The 23,374-nt window shown below is 61.1% G+C and carries 21 protein-coding genes; 8 read left to right on the top strand and 13 right to left on the bottom strand.

The window, feature by feature from the left end; all coding sequences use genetic code 11:
* The first annotated feature begins 94 nt into the window (after positions 1–94).
* A complete protein-coding gene (locus tag AC1DJO_RS18810) occupies positions 95–1,006 on the top strand; it encodes an SMP-30/gluconolactonase/LRE family protein (RefSeq protein WP_477972383.1) in 912 nt (303 codons plus the stop codon).
* Positions 1,007–1,010: 4 nt separating this feature from the next.
* Here AC1DJO_RS18810 and AC1DJO_RS18805 read toward each other — a convergent pair whose 3' ends face one another.
* From AC1DJO_RS18805 to AC1DJO_RS18780, 6 genes are all read right to left on the bottom strand, one after another.
* Entirely contained in the window at positions 1,011–1,304 is a 294-nt protein-coding gene (locus AC1DJO_RS18805; protein ID WP_477972381.1) for a MurR/RpiR family transcriptional regulator, read from the bottom strand.
* Positions 1,305–1,375: 71 nt separating this feature from the next.
* Entirely contained in the window at positions 1,376–2,122 is a 747-nt protein-coding gene (locus AC1DJO_RS18800) for a ThuA domain-containing protein (RefSeq protein WP_477972379.1), read from the bottom strand.
* 14 nt (positions 2,123–2,136) lie between these two features.
* Positions 2,137–3,216 carry an ABC transporter ATP-binding protein gene (locus AC1DJO_RS18795; protein WP_477972377.1) on the bottom strand — a complete coding sequence of 360 codons (1,080 nt, stop codon included), beginning with the start codon at positions 3,214–3,216 and terminating at the stop codon, positions 2,137–2,139.
* Between the two features lie 18 nt (positions 3,217–3,234).
* Positions 3,235–4,146: a carbohydrate ABC transporter permease gene (locus AC1DJO_RS18790; protein WP_477972375.1), complete on the bottom strand. Its 912-nt coding sequence runs from the start codon at positions 4,144–4,146 to the stop codon at positions 3,235–3,237.
* 1 nt (position 4,147) lies between these two features.
* Positions 4,148–5,035: a carbohydrate ABC transporter permease gene (locus AC1DJO_RS18785; RefSeq protein ID WP_477972373.1), complete on the bottom strand. Its 888-nt coding sequence runs from the start codon at positions 5,033–5,035 to the stop codon at positions 4,148–4,150.
* Positions 5,036–5,121: 86 nt separating this feature from the next.
* Positions 5,122–6,414, bottom strand: a complete 1,293-nt coding sequence (locus AC1DJO_RS18780) for an ABC transporter substrate-binding protein (RefSeq protein WP_477972371.1) — start codon at positions 6,412–6,414, stop codon at positions 5,122–5,124.
* Between the two features lie 200 nt (positions 6,415–6,614).
* On the opposite strand from AC1DJO_RS18780, the gene AC1DJO_RS18775 reads away from it, so the two are divergent.
* From AC1DJO_RS18775 to AC1DJO_RS18765, 3 genes are all read left to right on the top strand, one after another.
* Positions 6,615–7,619 (top strand): Gfo/Idh/MocA family protein, encoded by a 1,005-nt coding sequence (locus AC1DJO_RS18775; protein ID WP_477972369.1) that lies wholly within the window; start codon positions 6,615–6,617, stop codon positions 7,617–7,619.
* 115 nt (positions 7,620–7,734) lie between these two features.
* A complete protein-coding gene (locus tag AC1DJO_RS18770; protein ID WP_477972367.1) occupies positions 7,735–8,724 on the top strand; it encodes a LacI family DNA-binding transcriptional regulator in 990 nt (329 codons plus the stop codon).
* Positions 8,725–8,829: 105 nt separating this feature from the next.
* Positions 8,830–11,073 carry a glycoside hydrolase family 2 protein gene (locus AC1DJO_RS18765; protein ID WP_477972365.1) on the top strand — a complete coding sequence of 748 codons (2,244 nt, stop codon included), beginning with the start codon at positions 8,830–8,832 and terminating at the stop codon, positions 11,071–11,073.
* Positions 11,074–11,077: 4 nt separating this feature from the next.
* Here the strand turns inward: AC1DJO_RS18765 and AC1DJO_RS18760 are convergent, their stop codons facing one another.
* From AC1DJO_RS18760 to AC1DJO_RS18745, 4 genes are all read right to left on the bottom strand, one after another.
* The gene (locus tag AC1DJO_RS18760) at positions 11,078–12,193 is read right to left on the bottom strand and encodes an ABC transporter ATP-binding protein (protein ID WP_112385687.1); all 1,116 of its coding nucleotides are present in this window, start codon (positions 12,191–12,193) and stop codon (positions 11,078–11,080) included.
* 3 nt (positions 12,194–12,196) lie between these two features.
* Positions 12,197–13,135: a carbohydrate ABC transporter permease gene (locus tag AC1DJO_RS18755; RefSeq protein ID WP_477940872.1), complete on the bottom strand. Its 939-nt coding sequence runs from the start codon at positions 13,133–13,135 to the stop codon at positions 12,197–12,199.
* Positions 13,132–14,085 carry a carbohydrate ABC transporter permease gene (locus tag AC1DJO_RS18750; RefSeq protein ID WP_477972363.1) on the bottom strand — a complete coding sequence of 318 codons (954 nt, stop codon included), beginning with the start codon at positions 14,083–14,085 and terminating at the stop codon, positions 13,132–13,134. The genes AC1DJO_RS18755 and AC1DJO_RS18750 overlap by 4 nt, the downstream gene beginning before the upstream one ends.
* A gap of 84 nt (positions 14,086–14,169) precedes the next feature.
* Entirely contained in the window at positions 14,170–15,426 is a 1,257-nt protein-coding gene (locus AC1DJO_RS18745) for an ABC transporter substrate-binding protein (RefSeq protein WP_112537114.1), read from the bottom strand.
* A 309-nt stretch (positions 15,427–15,735) separates the two neighbouring features.
* On the opposite strand from AC1DJO_RS18745, the gene AC1DJO_RS18740 reads away from it, so the two are divergent.
* Positions 15,736–16,791 carry a LacI family transcriptional regulator gene (locus tag AC1DJO_RS18740; RefSeq protein ID WP_112385691.1) on the top strand — a complete coding sequence of 352 codons (1,056 nt, stop codon included), beginning with the start codon at positions 15,736–15,738 and terminating at the stop codon, positions 16,789–16,791.
* Here the strand turns inward: AC1DJO_RS18740 and AC1DJO_RS18735 are convergent.
* A complete protein-coding gene (locus tag AC1DJO_RS18735; RefSeq protein ID WP_477972361.1) occupies positions 16,754–17,554 on the bottom strand; it encodes an endonuclease/exonuclease/phosphatase family protein in 801 nt (266 codons plus the stop codon). The two genes, AC1DJO_RS18740 and AC1DJO_RS18735, sit on opposite strands and share 38 nt — an antisense overlap.
* A gap of 69 nt (positions 17,555–17,623) precedes the next feature.
* On the opposite strand from AC1DJO_RS18735, the gene AC1DJO_RS18730 reads away from it, so the two are divergent.
* Positions 17,624–18,595 (top strand): lysylphosphatidylglycerol synthase domain-containing protein, encoded by a 972-nt coding sequence (locus AC1DJO_RS18730; protein WP_477972359.1) that lies wholly within the window; start codon positions 17,624–17,626, stop codon positions 18,593–18,595.
* Here the strand turns inward: AC1DJO_RS18730 and AC1DJO_RS18725 are convergent.
* Positions 18,545–20,080, bottom strand: a complete 1,536-nt coding sequence (locus AC1DJO_RS18725; protein WP_477972357.1) for a phospholipase D-like domain-containing protein — start codon at positions 20,078–20,080, stop codon at positions 18,545–18,547. The genes AC1DJO_RS18730 and AC1DJO_RS18725 overlap by 51 nt on opposite strands.
* A gap of 185 nt (positions 20,081–20,265) precedes the next feature.
* Here AC1DJO_RS18725 and AC1DJO_RS18720 point away from each other — a divergent pair, with 185 nt between their 5' ends.
* A complete protein-coding gene (locus tag AC1DJO_RS18720; RefSeq protein WP_477972355.1) occupies positions 20,266–21,036 on the top strand; it encodes a TIM barrel protein in 771 nt (256 codons plus the stop codon).
* A gap of 13 nt (positions 21,037–21,049) precedes the next feature.
* On the opposite strand, the gene AC1DJO_RS18715 is transcribed toward AC1DJO_RS18720, so the two are convergent.
* A complete protein-coding gene (locus AC1DJO_RS18715; protein ID WP_477972547.1) occupies positions 21,050–21,970 on the bottom strand; it encodes a LysR family transcriptional regulator in 921 nt (306 codons plus the stop codon).
* Between the two features lie 116 nt (positions 21,971–22,086).
* On the opposite strand from AC1DJO_RS18715, the gene AC1DJO_RS18710 reads away from it, so the two are divergent.
* The gene (locus AC1DJO_RS18710; RefSeq protein ID WP_477972353.1) at positions 22,087–23,301 is read left to right on the top strand and encodes an acyl-CoA dehydrogenase; all 1,215 of its coding nucleotides are present in this window, start codon (positions 22,087–22,089) and stop codon (positions 23,299–23,301) included.
* Positions 23,302–23,374 lie beyond the last annotated feature (73 nt).

Raw genomic sequence — 23,374 nt, 5'->3', positions numbered from 1 at the left:
GCCGGAGCCCGGTAATTTTCAACACCGGGCTCTGGCACGCCTCGCCGTTTATCGCTACGAAAGACGCATCCATTGCTTTGGGAGGAGCATATCCGTGTCCGAAAACCCGCTGTACGATATCCGTGACGAACGCTTCAATGGCCTGGTCGCCGGCAGTGCCCGGCTGGAAGAGCTCTACAGCGGCTGCCGTTGGGCTGAAGGTCCCGTCTGGTTCTCCGATTGGAACTGCCTGCTTTGGAGCGACATTCCGAACGAGCGGATAATGCGCTGGGTTCCTGATGGCACGGTCTCCGTCTTCCGCTCGCCTTCCAACTACGTGAACGGCAATACCCGCGACCGCCAGGGACGGCTGGTCTCCTGCGAGCACGGCGGGCGGCGGGTGACGCGCACCGAGCCGGATGGCCGCATCACGGTTCTTGCCGACAGCTACGAAGGCAAGCGGCTGAACTCTCCCAACGACGTCGTTGTCAAATCCGATGGCTCGATCTGGTTCACCGATCCGAGCTACGGCATCATGTCGGACTATGAAGGCCACAAGGCCGAGCCCGAGCAGGAAACCCGCAACGTCTATCGCATCGACCCGCAAAGCGGCAAAATCGACGCCGTCGTCACCGACTTCATCCAGCCGAACGGCCTTGCCTTCTCGCCAGATGAAAAGCAGCTCTATATCGCCGATTCAGGCTCGTCGAACCATGACGTGCCCCGCCACATCCGCGTCTTCGACGTTATCGATGGCAAGACGCTGGCGAACAGCCGCTACTTCTGCTCGATCGACAAGGGCGTGCCTGACGGTTTCCGCTTCGACCTTTCGGGCAATCTCTGGAGCAGCGCGGCCGACGGCGTCCACTGCTTTGCACCCGATGGCACTCTCCTCGGCAAGATCCTGGTGCCGCAGACGGTCTCGAACATCTGCTTCGGCGGCATCAAGAAAAACCGCCTGTTCATCACCGCGACCCAGTCGCTCTATTCGATCTACACGACCGTCAACGGTGCACAGTACCCGTAACTGATCACAAGGCGCGGCGGGCGGATTGGCGGAGCCCCCGCTGAAACACCTGCTTCATCTCGGCGAACCCATCGAAGCCGAGATGCTGCGCAAAGCGGACGACGCTTGTCTGCGAGACATTGCAGCGTTCGGCGATCTTCTGGCTGCTTTCGAAAGCGAAAACGTCGGGCCGCTCGGCGGCCAGCCGGGCAAGCACTGCCAGCCGCTCCGGCACGTTACGATAGACGGCAGCCCAGAACGTCTTGCTGATGAGAAACTCGTGAACGTCGCTTTCGGCCTTCAGCGATATCAGCTGCATCGTCTCTCTCCTTTAAGGACCCGCCCGCGGAGGCCGGAGCAAATCCGCCCCAGCCCACCACGGGAGGAAGCTCAGACTTTTCCGTCGGGACGGCCGTGAAGCGCCTCGGCGCGATGCCAGTTTTCCAGGATGCGGCCATTCCTGTGCTTCTGCTGCGCCCAGCGGATACCGTTCGAGATGACCTGATGGATGATCTTGTCGTGATAGATGGGATAGGTCTCATGGCCCGGGCTGAAGAAGAAGATGCGCCCGCGGCCGCGCTGCCAGGTGCAGCCGCTGCGGAACACTTCGCCGCCCGAATACCAGGAGATGAAGATCAGCTCGTCCGGCTGCGGGATATCGAAGGGCTCGCCATACATTTCCGAGGCGTTGACCTCAAAATAGGGCGGCAGTCCCTCGGCGATCGGATGCGAGGGATTGATGACCCAGACGCGCTCCAGATCGCCGGCCGGCGACTCGCGCCAGGAGAGGTTCGCATTCGTGCCCATCAGGCGGCGGAACAGCTTCGAGTGATGGCCGGAATGCAGGATGACGAGGCCCATGCCTTTCAGTACCCGCTGCTGGATGCGGTCGATCAACCCGTCGCTGACCTCTTCATGCGCCATGTGGCCCCACCAGAGCAGCACGTCGGTATCATTGAGCAGCGCGTGAGGCAGACCTTCATCCGGATCATCGAGCGTGCCGCGGCGGATCTCGAAATCGGCATGCTTGATGCCGGCGGCAATCGCGCCATCGATGCGATCGGGATAGATATCCTGCACTTCCTTGTGCACCTGCTCGTGGCGGCCTTCGTTCCAGATCGTAACCTTGATCGTCATGATATCCTCGAATGTTATGATGCTTGAGCCGGACGGATGACCCGTCCCGACGCGTCGAAGAGATGGCAGGCAGCCGAATCGGCCGTCAGCGAAACGCGGTCACCGGGCCGCACCGCGACATCGCCGTCCGAGCGGATGACGATCGGATCCCTGGTCGTGCCGACGGTGATGTAGGTCTCGACGCCGAGGCGTTCGACGATCCCCACCTCAGCATTGAAGTTGCCCTGCCCTTCGCTGGCAATTTTCAGATGCTCGGGCCGGACGCCGAGACGCACTTCGCCTTGGGGAATATCGGCCGCACCGGACATGTCCATCGCCAGGCCGATCGCGCTTTCGAGACGAAGATCTCCGCCCTGCCGTGTCGCAGTCATCGGAATGACGTTCATCTTTGGCGAGCCAATGAAGGTCGCGACGAACTCGTTTTCAGGCTTGTGGTAGAGATCCATCGGCGCGCCCTGCTGGGCCACCGTTCCCTTGTTCAGCACGACGATTCGGTCAGCCATCGTCATCGCCTCCACCTGGTCGTGGGTGACGTAGACGACGGTCGCCTTCAGCTCCCGATGCAGGCGCTGCAGCTCGGCGCGCATCTGTACGCGCAACGCCGAGTCGAGGTTGGAAAGCGGCTCGTCGAACAGGATCAACGACGGCTTCTTGATGATCGCCCGGCCGATAGCGACGCGCTGGCGCTGACCGCCAGAAAGGGCGGCCGGGCGGCGGTTGAGGTAATCGGTCAGCTGCAGGATCTCGGCAACGCCTTCCACCTGCTTGCGGATCTCCGCCTCCGGCACCTTCTTCAGGCTCAGTGAGAAACCGATATTCTCGGCGACCGTCATATGCGGATAGAGTGGATAGGACTGGAACACCATGGCGATGCCGCGCTTGTCTGGCGGCACGTCGTTGATGCGCTGGCCGTTCAGGATGAGGTCGCCATCATCGATGCCCTCGAGACCGGCGATCATCCGCAGCAAGGTCGACTTGCCGCAACCGGAGGGGCCGACGAAGACGGCGAATTCGCCATCGTTGACAGTAATGTCGACGCCCTTGATGACTTCGAGCGCACCGTAGAATTTGCGGACGTTCTTCAGATTGATCATTCGGTTCTCTTTCTTGTCTCAGCCCTTCACGCCGCCAGAGAATGTCTGGACGAGGAAGCGCCGCGCGAAGCCGAAGGCAATGACGGCAGGCAGGAGGTAGATGAAGGCAAGGGCGGCGAGCAGGCCGTAATCGATCTCGTTGATGCGCAGGAAGGCGCGGAAGAGACCGAGCGGCAGCGTCTGCAGCTCCGGCGACGACAGGAAGATCAGCGGCAGCAGGAAATCGCCCCAGGCCGACATGAAGGTGAAAAGTCCGGCGGCCGCAAGACCCGGCAGCGCCAGCGGGATCAGCACCCGGCGGATACGCTGCACCATGGTGGCGCCATCCATGACGGCCGCCTCTTCATAATCCCGCGGCAGACCGTCGAAGAAGGTCTTCATGATCCACAGCGCCAACGGCAGCTGCATGGTGGCCAGCACCAGCATGATGCCGAGATAGCCGTCGATGAAGCCTGTCCAGCGCATGATGTCACGCGCATAGCTGCCGAAGATCGGCCGGAGGATCGCGCCTTCGGCATTGTTGAGCGTCAGCAGGAACTTGTAGAGGGGCACCACCAGCGCCGTCGGCGGCAGCACGCGGATCAGCAGGATCGTATAAAGGAACGGCAGCTTCCACCAGGCGCGGGTCCGCGACAGTGCATAGCCGCCAAGCCCTGCCAGCACCATGACGATAAGGGTCGCGCCGCCAACGATGAACAGCGAGTTGAACAGCCACCGGCCGCCATCCTCCTTGATGAAGACGCGGGCATAATTCGCAAGGCTCCACTGCTCCGGCCAGCGCAGGAAGAGCTGGGCATTGCCATCGAGGGAGGCAAGCAGCACCCAGAAGAACGGCACGGCGCAAAAGATCGAGATCACCGACAGCGTGGCATAGGCCATCAGGTCGGAGCGCGTCTTGTTGGCGCTTTCGCTCGGAGAGATTGCCGCCATATCAGATCTCCACCTTCATGGCGCGGACATAGCCGATGCCGAGGATCAGCGAGATGATCAACGCGACGACCGCGACCGCAGCGCCGTAACCCAGCTGGAACGCCGTGAAGGACTGGTTGTAGATATAGATGCTGACGAGTTCGGTCGCCCCACCGGGGCCGCCGCGCGTCAGGGCATACACCAGACCGAAGACGGCAATCGTCGAGACGGCGGATATCAGCATGTAGAGCAGGATGGTGGGCATCATCAGCGGCAGCGTGATGCGGCGGAACATCTGCGATGGGGTAGCACCATCCATGCGGGCAGCCTCATAGATTTCGTTGGGAATAGTGCTGAGACCCGCGGTCAGCAGGATCATCGCCGTTGCGATACCGCGCCAGGTGTTGACGATGATGATCATCGCCAGCGGAAAGGTGTTCAGCCAGTCGGCCGGCGCAATGCCGAAGAAGCTGACGATGCGCGACAGCGTCGCATGCTCGCCGCCCGCCAGCATCGAGATCCACATGAAGCCGGCGACGACCTCAGGGGCGGCATTCGGCAAGAGGATGATCGACGAGAAGATCTGCCGGAACCGGATTTCGCGGCGGAGCGCCATGGCGGATACGAGACCGAGCACGAACTGGCCGATGACGGCCGAGCCGACCACGAAGAAGAAGGTGACGAGCAAAGAGTTCCAGAACTTCGCATCATTGAACAGCCGCGCGTAGTTGCGCAGCCCGACGAAGCGGGGCCGCAGCGCAGCCGCACCGGTCAGCGCCTCGTTGGTGAAGCTCAGATAGATCGAGTACAACGCGGGGTAGACGACGAAGGCAAGCAGCAGCACCAGCGATGGCAGCAGGATGATGAGAAGCTGGCGCTCGGCTCGGCGTTCATGAGAGTTTCTGATCATCGAAGCTCACAACCTTATCGAATGAAGCGGAAGACGCGGCAGACCTGCCGCGCCTCCCAATCTTGGGCGGGAGAAACTACCCAAGCTTATTTCACGACATCGTCGCCGAGCGTTTCCTTGACGTAGTCGACCAGGATCTTCTGGGCGCCGGCTGCATCGGTTTCCTTGCGCAGCAGCGCTTCGGTGGCGCGGGCAACACCTTCCGAGACGGTGCCGAAGCCGGAAGCTTGCTTGAGGAACACGCCGTTTCCGGCAGCCGCATGGATCGGCACCAGTTCCGTCAGCTTCTGGAAGTCGGCATTCGAAGCCGCATCCTTGCTCGCCGGAATATTGCCGATCCGGGCCGCATAGGAGACCTGCGTTTCGACGGAGCCGATTTCCATCAGCGCCTTGATGGCCAGTTCCGCGTTGGCCGACTTGGCATTGACGGCCCACGGAGCCGCCAGGTTGGCGAGCACGTACTGGCCGCCGTTCTGGCCGGGAACCGTCCAGGTGCCGACGATCTTGGTCACGTCAGGGATCGGGTTCTTGCTCTCGCGGCCCCAGTCGAAAATGTAGCACCAGGAGCCGCATGTGGTGGCGGCAAGCTTACCCTGCGGGAACATTTCATACTTCGGCACGACCCACGGCTCGGGGCCGAGCAGCGGCTGAACCGGCATCAGATCGTTGTCGATCAGCTGCTTGTAGACATCGAAGACATCCTTGACGCCTTCGCCGTTGAGATCGAACTTGCCATCGGCATCGACGATCTGCGGCGTCTTCGAGCCGACGATCAAATGCTGGAAGCCTTCGTCGAACGCGCCGCCGCCCCAGGCCACACCGGCCGGGAAGAGCAGACCATAGGCGCCGGTCTTCTTCTTGATCTCGGCTGCACGGTCGAGCAAGTCTTTCCAGCTCTTTGGCTGTTCGGTCGAAATACCGGCCTTATCGAGCACATCCTTGCGATAGTAGATTTCCTGGATACCCAGCATGAAGGGCATCACATAGGTCTCGCCATCGGGGCTGACGGCCAGCTGCTTGGCCACATCGTAGAGGCCGTTGTAGCCTTCCCAGGCCTTGAATTCCTTGGTGACAGGAGCGAGGTAACCGGCCTCCACCATATCGGCGACGGCAGATGCGGTCGGAATGGAGAACAGGTCGGGCGCATTGCCTGCGCCGAGCTCGGTCAGCAGCTTCGTCAGATAATCCTTGTCCGGCGCCGGGTATTCGACAACCTCGACCGTGACACCGTATTTCTTCTCGATGCGCTCGACCGTCGACTTCATGGCGTCGATACCCGACTGGCCATGGTTCGCAATCCGGATCGTTTCAGCATGAGCCAGCGTCGATACTGCGCTGAGCAATATGGCGCAAAGGCCACCGATAACCGTCTTCTTCAACGGAAGTCCTCCCTCTTGTTCACAATGGCGCCCTCCAGCACCTGTCGAAAATGTACACGCATTCCCATGCCTGACAAGATGATTTTGCAATCGTTTCCAACGTAAAATTTAAGTTATTGTTTTTATGTGATTATTTATAGCTTGAAACAAATACAACGTTTGTGTAATCGTTTGCACAATCGCATTCGGGAGGATTTTGCATGGTACAGAAACTGCGCCTCGGCGTGATTGGCGCCGGGCTGAAGGCGGCCGAATATGCCCATAGCTGGGCCAAGATGCCGGAGATCGAATTTGCCGCGCTTGCCGACACCATCCCGGGTTCGCGCCAGCGGCTGATCGACGTCTGCAAGGAAGCCGGCGCACCCGAACCGGAAGCCTTTGAAGACTATCGCGAGATGCTGGCGAAGCGCCGCGACGCGCTGGATATCATCTATATCTCCACCCCGCATGCCTTCCATGGCGAACAGGCCGTAGCCGTCGCCGAGGCTGGGCTCGACCTCTTCCTGGAAAAGCCGATGGTCACCACCGTCCCCGAAGCTGAACGGCTGATCGCGGCGCAGAAGAAGACCGGAGTCACCATCGTCACCGCCTTCCAGGGTGGCCTCTCGCCGCTGGTGCTCGACACCCGCAAGCGGGCGCTGTCAGGTGAGTTCGGCGACCTGATCGCCATATCCGGCATGATCTGGGAAAGCTGGGCCGCCAACTATGAAGGCCACTGGAAGCAGAAGCCGGAAATCTCCGGCGGCGGCTTCATGTTCGATACCGGCGCCCACATGATGAACACCGTCTGCCTGCTTGCCAATTCGGACTTCGAGAGCGTTTCAGCCTACATGCACAATCATGGCCGCAAGGTGGATATCGCCACAGCCGTTTCCGCTCGGCTGAAGAATGGCGCACTGGCGACGCTGACGGCAGCCGGCGAAGGCCCTCCCGGCTGCGCCTCCTACATCACCTTCTTCTATTCCAAGGCCATCGTGCGCATCGACGCCTGGGGCGGCTGGCGCGAGATCAGCTTCGGCCGGACCAGCGAGCCACGCGAAGAAGCCGAAATTCTCGGCAATCCGATGAAGAACTTCCTCGCCATCCGCGCCGGAAGCATGGAAAACTCCGGCTCCGTTGAAATGGGCCTGCGATTCGCTAGGCTCTGGGACGCAATCAAGGAATCGGCGGCGGCGGAGGGAGTGCCCGTCAGGATCGCCGTCTAAGCAATTCCAGCAAAACTGCGTAGCGGTTTTGCGTCCGGAATTGCGTAACAACAGAGGTAGACCCGCTCCGCGATACGGAGAAGAGCGGAATGGGTCTAGACGGGGTGGAAGCAACATGAGCAGGAAGCGCATTACATCCAAGGAGCTGGCGAAGCTCGCCGGTGTGTCCTCGGCGACGATCTCGCGCGCCTTCTCACCCGATTCCCGCATCGGCAGCGCCACGCGTGACCGCATCCTGGCAGCCGCCCGCGAACACGGCTACCAGCCGAACGCCATTGCCCGCTCGCTGAACAATCAGCGCTCGCGCCTCGTTGCCCTGGTGGTCAACGCCATCGGCAACCCTTGCGAGGCGGAAGAGCAGCAGCTGCTCGTTCATCGCCTGCAGGCGCGCCAGCTTCTGCCGATCATTCTCTGCTGCGCCGATCATTCCGACCGGCTTCAGCTGATGCGGCTGGCCTCGACCTATCAGGTCGATCACGTCGTCGTCTTCTCCGACATGGTATCGATGCAGGATGCCGTCGACATCTTCCATACAACGAAACCGATCATCGTCTCCTTCGAGCCGCTGGAGAACGAGAATGTCTCCAGCATCCGCATCGATGGCGCCGTCGGCGCTGCCGAGATCATCGACAAGATCGTCAAGGATGGAAAGAAGCGCTTCGCCTATCTTTCCGGAACGAAGTCCAGCTGGATCGACAAGCTACGCCGCAAATGGTTTGCCGACGGTCTCGCCAAGCACGGCCTGGCTTTTGAGGCAGAGGCCTTCGGCGACTATTCCTACGATTCCGGCTTCAAGGAAGCCGTCATGCTGCTGCACCGCTCGAAGGTGGATGCGATCATCTGCGGCAACGACGTGATGGCGATCGGCGCGCGCGACGCGGCCCGGCGCGTCCTCGGCAAGCAGACACCCGACGATATCGCCATCGTCGGCCAGGACGGCATCGCCATGGCCGCCTGGGACTGCAATGACCTGACGACGCTGAGCCTTGACCATGCCGCTTTCATGGATGCCGTGGTCGAGGTGATCGAACGCCACGAGCAGGATATCGAAGGCCCGCACAACATCACGCTTGCCTGCACGCCCCGCTGGGGCTCCACCGCGTAAGGCAGCGCTTTTCATTGCATCGAGGAGGAATTTCCATGACCATGATTTCACGCGCGCGCGCCTCGCGCCGCATCATTGCCCGCGCCTGCAGCAAGGAAGCCTGATATGCGTTCCGTCGTCTCGTTCAACGAATCCTGGAGCTTCCACGAGGGCTTCGGCCAGCGCCTGCTCGACGCCTTCGACGGCAGCACGACCGTCAGCCTGCCGCATACGGCCGTCGAACTGCCGTTCAATTATTTCGACGAGAAGAGCTATCAGCGGCCGTTCATCTATCAGAAGCTGCTGCGCTGGATGCCCGAATTCGAGGGCCGCGAAGTCTCTATCGTCTTCGACGGCGCCATGGCCGATAGCGTCGTCTACCTGAACGGCGAAGAAATCATCGCCCACAAGGATGGCTACACACCCTTCGAAGCCCGCCTGACAGGCAAGCTTGTCAAGGGCGACAACCTGATCACCGTCAAGATCGACGGCAGCGAGAATCCGGCCATCCCGCCCTTCGGCGGCCGTATCGATTACCTCACCTATGCCGGCATCTACCGCGAAGTCTGGCTGAAAGTCACCGGCGCCGTCTCGCTTGAGAACATCAAGATCGAGACGCAGGACACTCTCGCCGACACCAAGTCGGCGACCGTTCGCTGCACGCTCGCCAATCCGCAGGACGCAACCTTCCTCGGCACCGTCTCCGGTACGATCCGCGATGCGTCCGGCATTGTCATCGCCACGGCAACGGCTGAGACCACAGGCGAGGACGTGACGCTCGGCTTCAGCGATCTGACCGGCATCGCCCTCTGGGATATCGCTAATCCGGCGCTTTACGAACTGACCGTCGATCTCAAGACCAGCCATGGCTCGGATCGCCTCACCTCGAATTTCGGCTTCCGCACCGCCGAGTTCACGCCTGAAGGTTTCCTTCTGAACGGCAGGCCGCTGAAGCTGCGCGGCCTCAACCGTCACCAGGCCTACCCCTATGTCGGCTATGCCGCCGGACGTTCCGCACAGGAACTCGACGCGACCATCATGAAGACGGTGCTGAAATGCAACATCGTCCGCACATCGCACTATCCGCAATCCAAGTGGTTCCTCGACCAGTGCGACCGCTTGGGACTGCTGGTCTTCGAGGAAATCCCCGGCTGGCAGCATATCGGCGATCTCGAGTGGCAGAAGGAGTCGATCGAGAACGTCCGTCGCATGATCGAGCGCGACTGGAACCATCCGTCGATCATCATCTGGGGCGTGCGCATCAACGAGTCGCTCGATAGCTACGACTTCTACGCCGAGACCAACCGTCTCGCCCGCGAGCTCGACCCGACCCGTCAGACCGGCGGCGTTCGCTACCTGACGGAAAGCGAGCTGCTGGAAGACGTCTACACGATGAACGACTTCATCCTCGGCAACGAGGAATTGCCGGGTGCCAACCGCCCGCGCACCGCGCTTCGCCCGCAGCAGGAAAATACCGGCCTCTCCCACAAGGTGCCCTACCTGATCACCGAGTATAACGGCCACATGCATCCGACCAAGATGCATGATCCGGAACAGCGCCAGGCCGAACACGTCCGCCGCCATCTGGAAGTGCTGAACGCCGCCTATGGCGATCCTGATATTTCAGGTGCGATCGGCTGGTGCATGTTCGACTACAACACCCACAAGGACTTCGGCTCCGGCGACCGCATCTGCTACCACGGCGTCATGGACATGTTCCGTGAACCGAAATTCGCGGCTTACGTCTATGCCAGCCAATGCGAGCCTTCAGATGAAGTCATCATGAAGCCGGTGACCTTCTGGGCGCGCGGCGAGCGCAGCATCGGCGGCGTGCTGCCGTTGATCATCCTCACCAATTGCGACGAAGTCGAATTGAAATACGGAACGCTGACCAAGCGGATCGGCCCCGACCGCGAGAACTATCCGCATCTGCCGCATCCCCCTGTCGTTCTCGACCACCGGCACTTCACCGCCGATGAGCTCGGCACCTGGGGTCTGGAATGGATCGATGGCGAATTCACCGGCTTCATCGATGGCGAACCGGTGGCGCATCTGACGCTCGCAGCCGATCCGCTGCCAGTCAGGCTTGAGCTCGCGCCGGATGCGATCACCCTGAAGGCCCGGGAGCGCGACAGCACCCGCGTCATCATCCGCGCGCTCGACCAGCGCGATCAGCGCCTGCCCTTCATGGATGACAGCGTCACGCTGCGCGTCGAAGGACCGGCGAAGATCGTCGGCCCGGGCAGCGTGCCGCTGCAGGGTGGCACGGCTGGTTTCTGGCTGGAAGCAACGGGACTGACAGGCACGATCACCGTGGAAGCGACCTCAAGCCGCTTCCCGTCTGTCAGTTTCACCGTAACCGCACAGTGACGGATCAAGCGATCCGCAGCTGGCTCTGCGGATCGAAGAACACCGCCTTGTCGAGATTGAAGGCAAGGCGGGTGTTCGTGCCCGCCTCGATGCCGGCATCGGCGCCGAGGCGCGCGACGACCGATTTTCCACCGAGTTTGGTGACAGCGAATGTATCGGCACCCGCGGGCTCGACAACTTCGATCATGCAATCACCGTGCGACACCGATTTCGCCTTGCGATCGACGCCATCGAGATCGGTCAGCGCTTCCGGACGAATGCCGAAGATCACCGGCTTGCCATTGTAGCTCGTAAGGCTGTTGTTTCCCGAGGGCACCGGCAGCTTCAGCGGCTCGGCATTCGGGCGGTCGAGCGAAACCTGCAGACCGCCGGCACCGTTTTCGACGGTCGCGTTCAGCAGGTTCATTGCCGGCGACCCCATGAAGTCGGCGACGAAGACGTTGGCAGGGCTGTTGTAGATTTCGGCAGGTGTGCCGAACTGCTGCAACACGCCATCGCGCAACACGGCGATCTTGGTTGCCAGCGTCATGGCCTCGATCTGGTCATGCGTTACGTAGACGATCGTCGTGCCCATGCGCTGGTGCAGACGCTTGATTTCGGTGCGCATGTCGACGCGCAGCTTGGCATCCAGATTGGACAGCGGCTCGTCGAACAGAAAGACCTGCGGATTGCGCACCAGAGCGCGACCCATGGCGACGCGCTGGCGCTGGCCACCGGAAAGCTGGCTCGGCTTGCGGTCCAACAGATGACCGATCTGCAGCATCTCGGAGACCTGCTTGATCGCCTTCTCGCGCTCTTCCTTCGGCACGCCACGAATTTCCATGCCGAAGGCAATGTTTCCCGCCACCGTCATGTTCGGATAGAGCGCGTAGCTCTGGAACACCATGGCAATATCGCGCTTCGACGGGTGCAGGTCATTAATCGCCCGGCCGTTGACGCGGATTTCGCCTTCGGTGATCGTTTCCAGACCGGCAATGGTGTTAAGCAGCGTGGACTTGCCGCAGCCGGACGGGCCGACGAGCACGAGGAAGCCGCCCTCTTCGAGCTCGAGATCGATCCCCTTGAGGATATCGACGGCGCCGAAGCGCTTCTTGAGACCGGAAATTTCAAGGAAAGCCATGGATTATCCTTTGACGGCGCCCGCCATGAGACCGCGCACAAAATAGCGGCCGGCGAGAATGTAAACGAAGAGCGTCGGCACGGCGGCGATCATCGCCGCGGCCATGTTGACATTGTATTCGACCACGCCGGTCGAGGTGTTGACGACGTTGTTCAGAGCCACCGTCATCGGCATGGACTCGCCTGTGCCTGCGTAAGCCGAGGCGAACAGGAAGTCGTTCCAGATGTTGGTGAACTGGTAGATGACGGTCACCACGATGATCGGCAGAGAGTTCGGCAGCATGATGCGGCGGAAGATCTGGAAGAAGCTGGCGCCATCGACCTGGGCAGCGCGCACCAGCTCGGTCGGGAAGGCTTCATAGAAATTCCGGAAGAACAGCGTCGTGAACCCGAGACCGTAGACGACATGAACGAAGACCAGATTGACCGTCGGGTTGCCGAAACCGAAGTTCATGCCCGTCGCATTCTGCAGCGTCATGCCGAAACGGCCGAACATACCGAGGATCGTCGCCATCGGCAGCAGCACCGACTGGAACGGGATGAAGCAGGCAAATAGCATCAGGCCGAAAACCAGCGTATGACCCGGGAAGCGCCACTTCGTCAGCACGTAGCCGTTCAGCGCACCGAGCACCGTGGAGATCGCAACGGCGGGTACGACCATTTTGATCGAATTCCAGAAGTAGCCCTTGATCCCGGCACAGGTCAGACCGACACAGGTTTCGCCCCAGGCCTTGAACCATGGATCGAGCGTCGGCGATTGCGGCAGCGACAGCATGTTGCCGTTCTGGATCTCGTCCATCGTCTTGAACGAGGTGACGAGCATCACGAAGAGCGGCATCAGGTAGAGGACCGCAAAGATGATCAGCAATCCATAGATTGCCGTGCGGCCGATCCAGCGGCTGTTATTACCGCTCGAAACGGCGGGAGAGATGACGCTGCTCATCGGGATTTCTCCCTCAGTTCGGAATAGAGATAGGGAACGATGATCGCCGAGATCGTCATCAGCATGATGATCGCGCTGGCCGAGCCGACCGCCATCTCGTTCCGCTTGAACGTGTACTCATACATGAAGTTCGATGGCAGCCAGGCGGAACCGCCAGGGCCGCCCGAGGTCAGCGCGACCACCAGGTCGTAGGACTTGATCGCCATGTGGGCGAGCACGATGAAGGCGGACAGGAATACCGGGCGCAGCATCGGAATGATGATGCGGCGGTAGAGCTGCAGCGTCGAAGCGCCGTCGATCTGCGCTGCCTTGACAATCTCGCCGTCGATGCCGCGCAGACCCGCTAGGAACATCGCCATGACGAAGCCCGATGCCTGCCAGACACCGGCGATGACGACGGTATAGATCACGAAATCCTTGTTCTTTATCCAGTCGAAATGGAAGCTCGTCCAGCCGAACTGGTGCAGCGTCTGCTCCAGGCCGAGGCCCGGATCGAGAAACCATTTCCAGGCAACGCCGGTGACAATGAAGGACAGCGCCATCGGATAGAGGAAGATCGGGCGCAGCACGCCCTCGCCACGGATCTTCTGGTCGAGCAGGATCGCCAGCAGCAGACCGAGCCCCAGGCAGATGCCGATATAGAGGAAGCCGAAGATCCCCATATTGGTGATCGACGTGTACCATGACGACGGCGGATCGCTCTCGAACGTCCAGCGCCACAGGCGCTGATAGGCGCGCGGCCCCGTCAGGTCGTAAGACGGAAAGGTCTTGGAATTGGTGAAGGAAAGATACGCCGTCCAGACGATGAAGCCATAGACGAAAACGATCGTGATCAGGAAGCTCGGCGCCAGCACGATCTTCGGCAGGGCATCCTGCAACCGGCCGCGAATGGACGCGCGGGTCGAAGGACTGGAGGTCAGGACCGGATCGGTGGTCGCAACAGTGCTCATGAAATCAATCTCCTCCCTGCAGCATACCTGCAGGGCGCAAAGGCCTCCCCGCACTGTGCGGGGAGGCCGGATGTCGAACAGGTATTAGCGAGCGTCGTCGATCGCCTGGACGAGCTGGGTCACAGCTTCGTCGGAGGTCTTGATCTGACCATGTACGAACTTCGAGACGACGTCCTTATAGGCGTTGGCGATTGCCGGAGGCGCGCCGTAACCCTGAGCGAGCGAACCGAACAGCGTGCCGCCGTCGTTTGCCTTCTTCAGGTCGGCGATGCCCTTCTTGCCGCAAGCGTCGAAAGCCGTATCCGGAACGTCGGTACGGGCCGGAACCGAACCCTTGACGACGTTGAATGCCGACTGGAAGCTCTTCGACAGCGTTGCCGTTGCGAGCGCCACCTGAGCGGCCTTGCGGTCTTCAGGAACGTTGAACATGCCGAACATGTCGGAATTGTAGATCACGCTGCCATCGGTGCCCGGGAAGCGGTAGCACAGGAAGTCCTTATCCGGGGTCTTCTTGGCAGCGACGAATTCGCCCTTCGCCCAGTCGCCCATGACCTGAACCAGAGCATCACCCTTGATGACCATGGCGGTTGCCAGGTTCCAGTCGCGGCCCGAGAAGTTCGGGTCGACATACTTGATGATCTTGGCGAGGTTGTCGAAGGACTTCTTCATCGTGTCGGACTTCAGAGAGTCTTCGTCGAGATCGTTGAAGGCCTTCTTGTAGAATTCAGGACCACCGGTCGACAGGACGATCGAGTCGAACATCGTGGCTTCCTGCCAGTTCTGACCGCCGAGAGCGAGCGGGATGACGCCAGCTGCCTTGGCCTTGTCGAGAAGCGCGATCAGGTCGTCGAAGGTCTTCGGCTCGGTGCCGCCGATCTTGTCCATGACGGCCTTGTTGATCCACAGCCAGTTGACCGAGTGAACGTTAACAGGGGCAGCGACCCACTTGCCGTCATAGACGGAGAACTTCTGCAGAGCCGCCGGAACCGACTTGTCCCAGCCTTCCTTCTTCGCGGTCTCGGTCAGGTCGCCCATGACGCCCGCCTGAGCGTAGTCGAGAACGGTGTAGCCCAGCATCTGCGATGCGGTCGGGTAGGTACCGGCAGCAACCATCGCCTTCAGCGCGGTCATTGCAGCATCGCCACCACCACCAGCAACCGGTACATCCTTCCAGGCGTAACCTTCCTTGGAAAGGTCGCCCTTCAGGACGTTGAGAGCCGCAGCTTCACCGCCCGAAGTCCACCAGTGCAGCATCTGCACTTCCTTGACGTCGGCCGCGTGAGCGCCGAACGCAGCCATCATCACGGCAGCAGCAGCCACCGAGCCCAAAAACTTGCGCATAGTCTTCCTCCCGTTTGCAAGTCGGCAGCGAAAGCCTTTTCCGCCACCCTGATGCTTCCCACTCGCCGAGTGAGCAAACATGCCGCCGCCTCCCGGCTGCGGTTGACAATTTAAAACGATATAAATTACGCGGCGTCAAGTCTTTCTCGACTTCCGAGAAAAAAGATTATTAATGACTCAAACTACTGAAATCACTATATAATGCGAATTATCGCGCTAAAATCGCAAAAATTTAAAACGTTTTCATAACTTTATTGCTTGCAATGCATCTGCCCGTTATGTTGATTGCCGCAGCCCAGGAAGGCCAAGTTGACCGATCCGATGAAGCCGCCCCGCGGCGAAAACCAAGACAATCTTCTGAGACGTGGCAAGCCGACGCTGCGCACGATCGCCAACCTGACCGGTTTGGCGGTGACGACGGTGTCGCGCGCGCTCAGCGACGCACCGCAAATCTCGCTGGAAACCCGCGAACGGGTGCACAAGATCGCCCGTGAAATCGGCTATCTCCCGGATCGCGCAGCACAGCGCCTGAAGACCGGCCGCACGAATGTCATCAGCATCCTGCTCGACTCGCACCAGGAAGTCGTCGGCTTTGGCACCTCGATCATGTACGGCATCGCCAAGGCTCTGAAAGAGACATCTTACCATCTGGTGGTGGCGCCGAATTTCCTGTCGACCACCGAGCTCGAGGCCGCCGAATACATCGTCCGCAACAGCTTCGCCGATGGCGTCATCTTTACCCGCACCGAACCCTTCGATGCCCGCGTCCGTATGCTGATCGAAACCGGCTTTCCATTCGTCAGCCACGGGCGCACCGAATTTTCGACGCAGCATCCCTATGTCGATTACGACAATTATGCCTTTGCCTATGAGGCGACGCGCCGCCTGATCACCAAGGGCCGCAAGAAGGTGACGCTCCTGCTGCCGCCACGGCGRCTGACATTCTACCAGCACCTGCTGCACGGCTTCATGACCGCCGTGCGCGAGGCGGGCGCCAGCTATGAGATTTCCGAGGAAATCACGCTCGATTCACCGGCCAGCGCCATCCGCGACTATGTCCGCACGCGTGCTGCCGCCCCCGATGCCCCGGATGGCTTCATCTGTCCTGGCGAGGTGTCGGCCCTTGCAACCATCACCGGCATGAGCGACGCCGGGCTTCAACTGGCCGAGGACTACGACATCGTCGCCAAGGAGCATTCGCGCCTGCTGACCCAGCTGCAGCCAAAGGTCGAGACGATCTACGAAGACCTCGTTGCCGCCGGCGAATTGCTCGGCCGGATGCTGATCGAGCGCATCAACGACCCAGAAGCAGCGGGCAACCGCCAGCTCATCCAGACGCCACAGATCGTGTTTCCGCCCTTGTGAGCGCTGCCGACGGCTCGATCTCCGCAAGCAGCGGCAGATGATCGGACGCGCGCCGCGCCAGCGGATCGGCGATCGCCGTCACCCGCCTGACACCAAGCCCTTCCGAGACGAAGACGTGGTCGATCCGCAGCACCGGAAGTTGCGACGGATAGGTCGGCCGCGGCTTACCACCGGCCAGAAGCTGGGCGTCTCGAAACTGCCGGGCAAGCGTCCGGTATGCGGGCGATAGCGGAATGGCGTTGAGATCACCGCAGATGATCGACGGCGCAGCCTGAAATGCCGACGACCCGATCCAGTCGCTGCCGAGCAACGCCGCTATTTGCTGCGCCCTGTCCACGCCTCTGAGACCAAGATGCGTGTTTAGAACGTTGAGCGTCAGGCCGTTGACATCGACTTGCACCCAGATCGCCCCACGGGTCTCGCCGACCGAAGGCAGCGGCCCTGCCCGCATCAGCTTGGTCGGCAGTGCCGTCAGGATGGCGTCACCATACTTCTCCTCCTCGACATGCAAGGCTGGATGGAAATGCGACTCCATCTTCAGAAGGCCCGCGATGAGATGCGCCTGATCGACGCCTCCCGTCCGCCTGCGGCCAACATCCAGCTCCTGCAGCGCAATGATATCGGCGCCCGACTGGGCGATGACATCGGCGACCCGGTGCGGATCGATCCGCCGGTCGGTACCGACGCAGCTATGCACGTTGTAGGTCAGGATCCTGATCGATCGGCCGCCCTGCAGAGGTGAAATACCGGAGAATGTGCTCATGCGGGGGGAACCCGCATTCCGCTTGCTTCGTTCCATAAACTGGAAACTGCAACGCAAGACGGAAAACTCATGCCGGGCAAACGCCTTATCATCAATGCCACCCTCATTCTCGGCCTGCTGCTGGCCGCCTACCTTCTCTACAAGGTCTTCAGCCGCTACTCGCTGGACGAGGTGATGCAGTCGATCGCGGCGATCCCGGTGTCCAGGCTCGCCGCCGGGACGGGCTTTGCGGCACTCTCCTATCTCTGCCTTACCGGCTTCGACTGGATGGGCCTGCGCTATGCCGGCAAACCGCTGAGCTACCCGAAGGCGGCGATCGCCTCTTTTACCGGCCTTTCGATCGGCCACAATCTCGGCATTGCCGCCCTGAGCAGCGGCGCCGTCCGTTACCGCTACTACGCCCGCTGGGGACTGAACACCGAGGAAGTCGCCAAGGTGATCCTCTTCTGCGGCGTCACCGTCGGCATCGGCCTCTCGGCCCTCGCCGGCATCGCGCTTCTCGTCAATCCCGGCGATGCAGCCAATCTGTTGCACCTCAGCTCGTCCGGCTTGTTCTTTCTCGGCCTCGCGTGCCTCGGCATTCCCGCGGCCTACGTTCTTCTGGCTGCCACCGTTCGCGCGCCGCTCAAACTGTGGAAATGGCAGTTCCAGATGCCGGAGGTTAAGCTGGCCGCCGGGCAGGTGGTGATCGGAACGCTGAACTTCATCTGCGTTTCCGCCTGTCTGCATCAGATGCTGGCGGCGCAGGGCGAAGCCAGCTTCGTGCAGACGGCAACCGCCTTCGTGCTCGCCAATATCGCCATCCTCCTCACCCATGTTCCGGGCGGGCTGGGCGTGCTGGAGGCAACCGTCAGCCACGTCCTTCCGGGCGCCGCATCGATCGGCGCACTGGTGGCCTTCAGGGTGATCTATTTCATTCTGCCGCTGCTGATCGGGCTGCCGGTCTTCGCCATCAGCGAAATCGTCATCCGCAAGCGGAAAACGGCAAACTCAGAAAAACACGCTGACCAGACGGCCGACGCGCAAGCGCAACCGCTGTAGCGGCCAGTACGGCCTGCGCGGATCGACGATCCCGGTCCCAGGTAACGGACTGGTCCCGCCATGGGCAATATCAACGGCGAATTCCCGCAACCCGCGTGAGCCACGATTCAGCGCCTTTATAGTATCTAACACCGATCGCTTTTCACTCTCCATCCGCCGCACCTCTTCGGGCTGCGCGTCGAGATGCTCAGCCATCAGCCGGTGGCGAAGCGCGGTGATTGCCTGGCGGTGGCCATCAGTCTCCGCCTCGATCGCCAGATCGCATTCCGTATCCAACCCCTCGGAGCGGTTGTTCAGGTTCGACGAGCCGATGCGGATAAATGCATCATCGACGATCATCAGCTTGGAGTGGATGACGATTTCCTGCTCGCCGCCCTTCTCGTCAGGCACCACGGCATACATGACACGTAACCGGTCATAACGGTCGACCCGCTTCAGCCGGCGGATCAGCCGATCGCGATTGTTGCCCATAGTCAATTTCTCGATGAAGCCATGCGAACTGCGGGTAACGAGAACCGCGATTTCAGGACCTTCGATCTCCTTCAGCCGCTTGCCGATCTCGCGCGCCACACCGAAAGAGGCCAGATATTGGGTTTCGATATAGATGTGCCTGCGTGCCGCCCGGATCGCATCCCGCGTCAGCCGGAAGGCTTCGTAGTGCCCGCGCTTGCCGATCAGTCCAGGTTCGGTCAACGCGATTGCGGCTGTCGCATTGGTCATTTCTGCCGGGACGGACAACGGCCATTCGGTATCACTTGCAGCGGCGGGTTCTACCCGCTCGCCGGTCGCCTTCCGCCACCTGCGGCGGGCGACATCGCCGATCAGGCCCGCGGCCCCACCTGAAACCATCGACTGCATGTCATGAACGGGTTCATAGGGCGTGCCGTCGGGCGCCTTGCGCAGCGGATTGCCGATCCGATGATCCGGCTCGTCCCAGCGCCGTGCCGTGAGGTCGATGCCGCCCAGGAAACCCAGGCTGTCGTCGATCGAAACCAGTTTCTGGTGATGACAACCGCGCAGCGGATGGCGCAGATCGAAACGCATGGAGATCTGCGGATGAGACGAGAACCCGCTCTCGCGGAAAAGCCGCAGCGACTTGCCCGAATAGATCGGCCCCATGCCCCAGACCAGGATCCGGATTTGCAATCCCGGATGCTCATCGGCGAGCGACAGCAGCAATTCGCCGAGCGTTTCGGAACTCTGCTTTGGCCGGAGACGGATATCGGGATTGAAATCCCAGCCGACGATCCAGATCGTCTGCCGCGCTTTCCTGAGCGCCTGATCCAGGGCGGAAAAATAGGCAGATCCATCCACCAGGAACGCCACTTTCTCGGCTTTCCCGGCACGCCAGGCATTGCGGCCAGTGCGAATGATGCCACCCGGGATGGCCGTCACCGCGGCCTTCATCGTGCGCCGGGCCGCTCCGGCAATCAGATCGATTGCATTTGCCGTCTTGCGGCTATCGCCGGCCGCTTGAAAATCCATCATCCTGTGCCGGTGCCCCACGCTTTTTCGATGCGTGCCTCAACGTGCGAAACGCCGCCACAGTTCCCGTACACCGAACAAAAATTATAGCTCTGCGGAGCGTTGCTGCCGGATCGCGGCGATCATGGCCTTGCCGAGCCGATGCATTTCCCGCATGCCTTGGATAAAATCAGGGAGGATGCCGCATGCGAAACTACTCAGCCTGCATCGAATGGCTGTTTGCCGAACCGGGCGACGAATTCTCAAGCCGCATCGATAACGCCGCAGAGGCCGGTCTGCATTTCATCGAATTCTGGCGCTGGACCGACAAGGATCTCGACGCCATCGAGCACAAACTGAAGAGCACCGGCCTCAAGGTTTCGAGCCTCGTAGCCGAACCGATGATTCCGCTGACAGACATCGCCAATCGCGAAGCCTGGCTCGAAGGCCTGAAGCAATCCGTCGAGGTCGCAAAGCGGCTCGGCGCCCCGGTGCTGATCGCGCAAGCCGGAGACGACCTGCCGGGCCTGTCGCGCGAGGAGCAGCGTGCCGCGCTGACAGACACGCTGCACGCCGCCGCCGACATCCTGAAAGGCACCGGCGTCCGCCTCGGCGTCGAGCCGCTCAACACGCGCATCGACCATATCGGCTATTTCCTCGGCTCGACGGAGGAAGCGCTCGATATCGTCGATGACATCGACCGGCCGGAAATTGGCATCGTCTACGATATCTACCATTCCGCAGTGATGGACGAGAAAACCGAAGATGTCATCGGCGGGCGCGTCTCCCGCGTCGTCCACCTCCACATTGCCGACCACCCTGGCCGCAATGATCCCGGGACAGGAACGATCGACCTCAAGCATCGCCTCGATTGGCTCTACGCGGAGGGCTACGACGGTGTCGTGGGAATGGAGTACCGGCCGGTAACTCCCGGCCGCGACGGCGTCAGGGCAGCAATCGACTTGCTCGGCGGCTGAAAGCAGCAGCGACCTATTGATCGCTGCCTGCCTCCATACTCCATGAGCCCTCTGCCACCAGCTTTTCCAGCCAGTTACGAAAAGAGACCAGTGGCGGGTAGTTTGCGCGCGACTGTGGCCAGACGAGCCAGTAGGTTCCGGTGCCGGTTACCGACGGTTTCAGCAGCGGAAGAAGCCGCCCTTGCTGGGTTTCATCCCTGGCCAGATAGTCGGGCAGCAGCGCCACGCCCAGTCCGGCGATCGCAGCCTGCGTCATCGTCGCGAACTGATCGAAAAGCATGCCGGTGACGTTTTTCGGTTTGATCCCCTGGGCTTCGAACCAGATTGCCCAGGCCTTCGTCCGCGTTTCGAGCTGCAGCAGCGGCAGGTCCAGCACGTCGCCCGCATCGTTGACAGGCTTGCCTCTCAGCAGCGCCGGTGAGATGCAAGCCGTCAGGCGCTCCTCGAAGAGCTCAAGATGATCGGCGTCGCGCCAATCGGCGGCGCCAAAATGGATTGCCGCGTCGAACCCTTCGGCGGCGAAATTGAAGCGCTTCAGGCGGGTCGCCAGGCTGACATTGATCCCGGGATGGTCCTTGAGGAAATCTCCGAGCCGCGGCGCAAGCCATCGTGTGCCGAAGGCGGGCAGGATGGCGAGGGTCAGCGTGCCGCCGCCGGGATTGGCGGAAAATTCCATGCTGCCGCGCTGGATGAGATCGAGTGCCCGGCTGATGTCGCGGCCATAGGCCTGCGCCGCCTCGGTCGGCACCAACCGCTGCCTGTACCTGTCGAAAAGCGGGCGGCCGAGCTGCTGTTCCAGCGTCTGGATCAGCCGGCTGACCGTGCTTTGCGTCAGATTGAGCTCGCGCGCAGCCGCCGCCGTGGATCCATTGCGCAGGACCGCCTCGAAGGCCGAGAGATGGCTGATATGGGGAAGAAATCGTCTCTGGCGCATGGTCAACCTATGCATCGCATGCATCAACTCATTCGCAAATACAGTTTCCATAGACATCAGGCAATCGATAGACGCATAATTCCGGATGAAACCCATGTCTTTGCCGTGAGGATCGCTTGTCAAACTCTGCCAACACAGTTTCCAAATCGTCGTCGAGCGCCTTTGCCTGGGATGATCCTTTCCTGCTGGACGAGCAACTGAGCGAAGATGAGCGGATGATTCGCGACTCGGCAGCCGCTTTCGCCAAGGCCGAGCTGCTGCCCCGCGTCCAGGAAGCCTATCTCGACGAGCAAACCGACAAGGGCCTCTTCAAGCTGATGGGCCAGACCGGCCTGCTCGGCGTAACGCTGCCGGAAGAATATGGCGCTGCCAACGCCTCCTACGTCGCCTACGGCCTCGTCGCCCGCGAGATCGAGCGCATCGATAGCGGCTATCGCTCGATGATGAGCGTCCAGTCCTCGCTGGTCATTTACCCGATCTATGCCTACGGCTCCGACGAGCAGAGGAAGAAATATCTGCCAAGCCTCGTTTCCGGCGACCTGATCGGCTGTTTCGGCCTCACCGAGCCGGATGCCGGTTCTGATCCGGGCGGCATGAAGACCCGTGCCGAGAAGATCGAGGGTGGTTACCGCCTGCGCGGCTCCAAGATGTGGATCTCAAACGCGCCGATCGCCGATGTCTTCGTCGTCTGGGCGAAATCCGAAGCCCACAACAATGAGATCCGCGGCTTCGTGCTTGAAAAGGGCATGAAGGGCCTCTCAGCCCCAAAAATCGGCGGCAAGCTGTCTTTGCGCGCCTCGATCACCGGCGAGATCGTGCTGGACAGCGTCGAAGTGGGCGAAGACGCGATCCTGCCCGGCGTCTCGGGTCTCAAAGGCCCCTTCGGCTGTCTCAACCGCGCCCGCTACGGCATTTCCTGGGGTGTGATGGGTGCGGCCGAAGACTGCTGGTTCCGCGCCCGCCAATACGGCCTCGACCGCAAGCAGTTCGGCAAGCCGCTCGCCGGCATGCAGCTCTACCAGAAGAAGCTCGCCGACATGCAGACCGAGATCGCCCTTGGACTGCAGGGCTCGCTGCGCGTCGGCCAGCTCATGGATCAGCACAAGATGGCGCCGGAGATGATCTCTATCGTCAAGCGCAACAATTGCGGCAAGGCGCTGGATATTGCCCGCCAGGCCCGCGACATGCACGGCGGCAACGGTATCCAGATCGAATTCCACGTCATGCGCCATTCGCAGAACCTGGAAACGGTCAACACCTACGAAGGCACGCACGACGTCCACGCGCTGATCCTGGGCCGGGCGCAGACCGGCATCCAGGCGTTCTTCTAGGGAATAGAGTTGAACGCAAAAGACCCGCTTAACGCGGGCTTTGTTTATTCTGTTTTGTATCCATGAAGATGAT

The sequence above is a fragment of the Rhizobium sp. 05N430 genome, assembly GCF_056396985.1.
The sequence above is the reverse complement of the archived record's forward strand: the minus strand, read 5'-3'. Positions and strand labels throughout refer to the sequence as shown.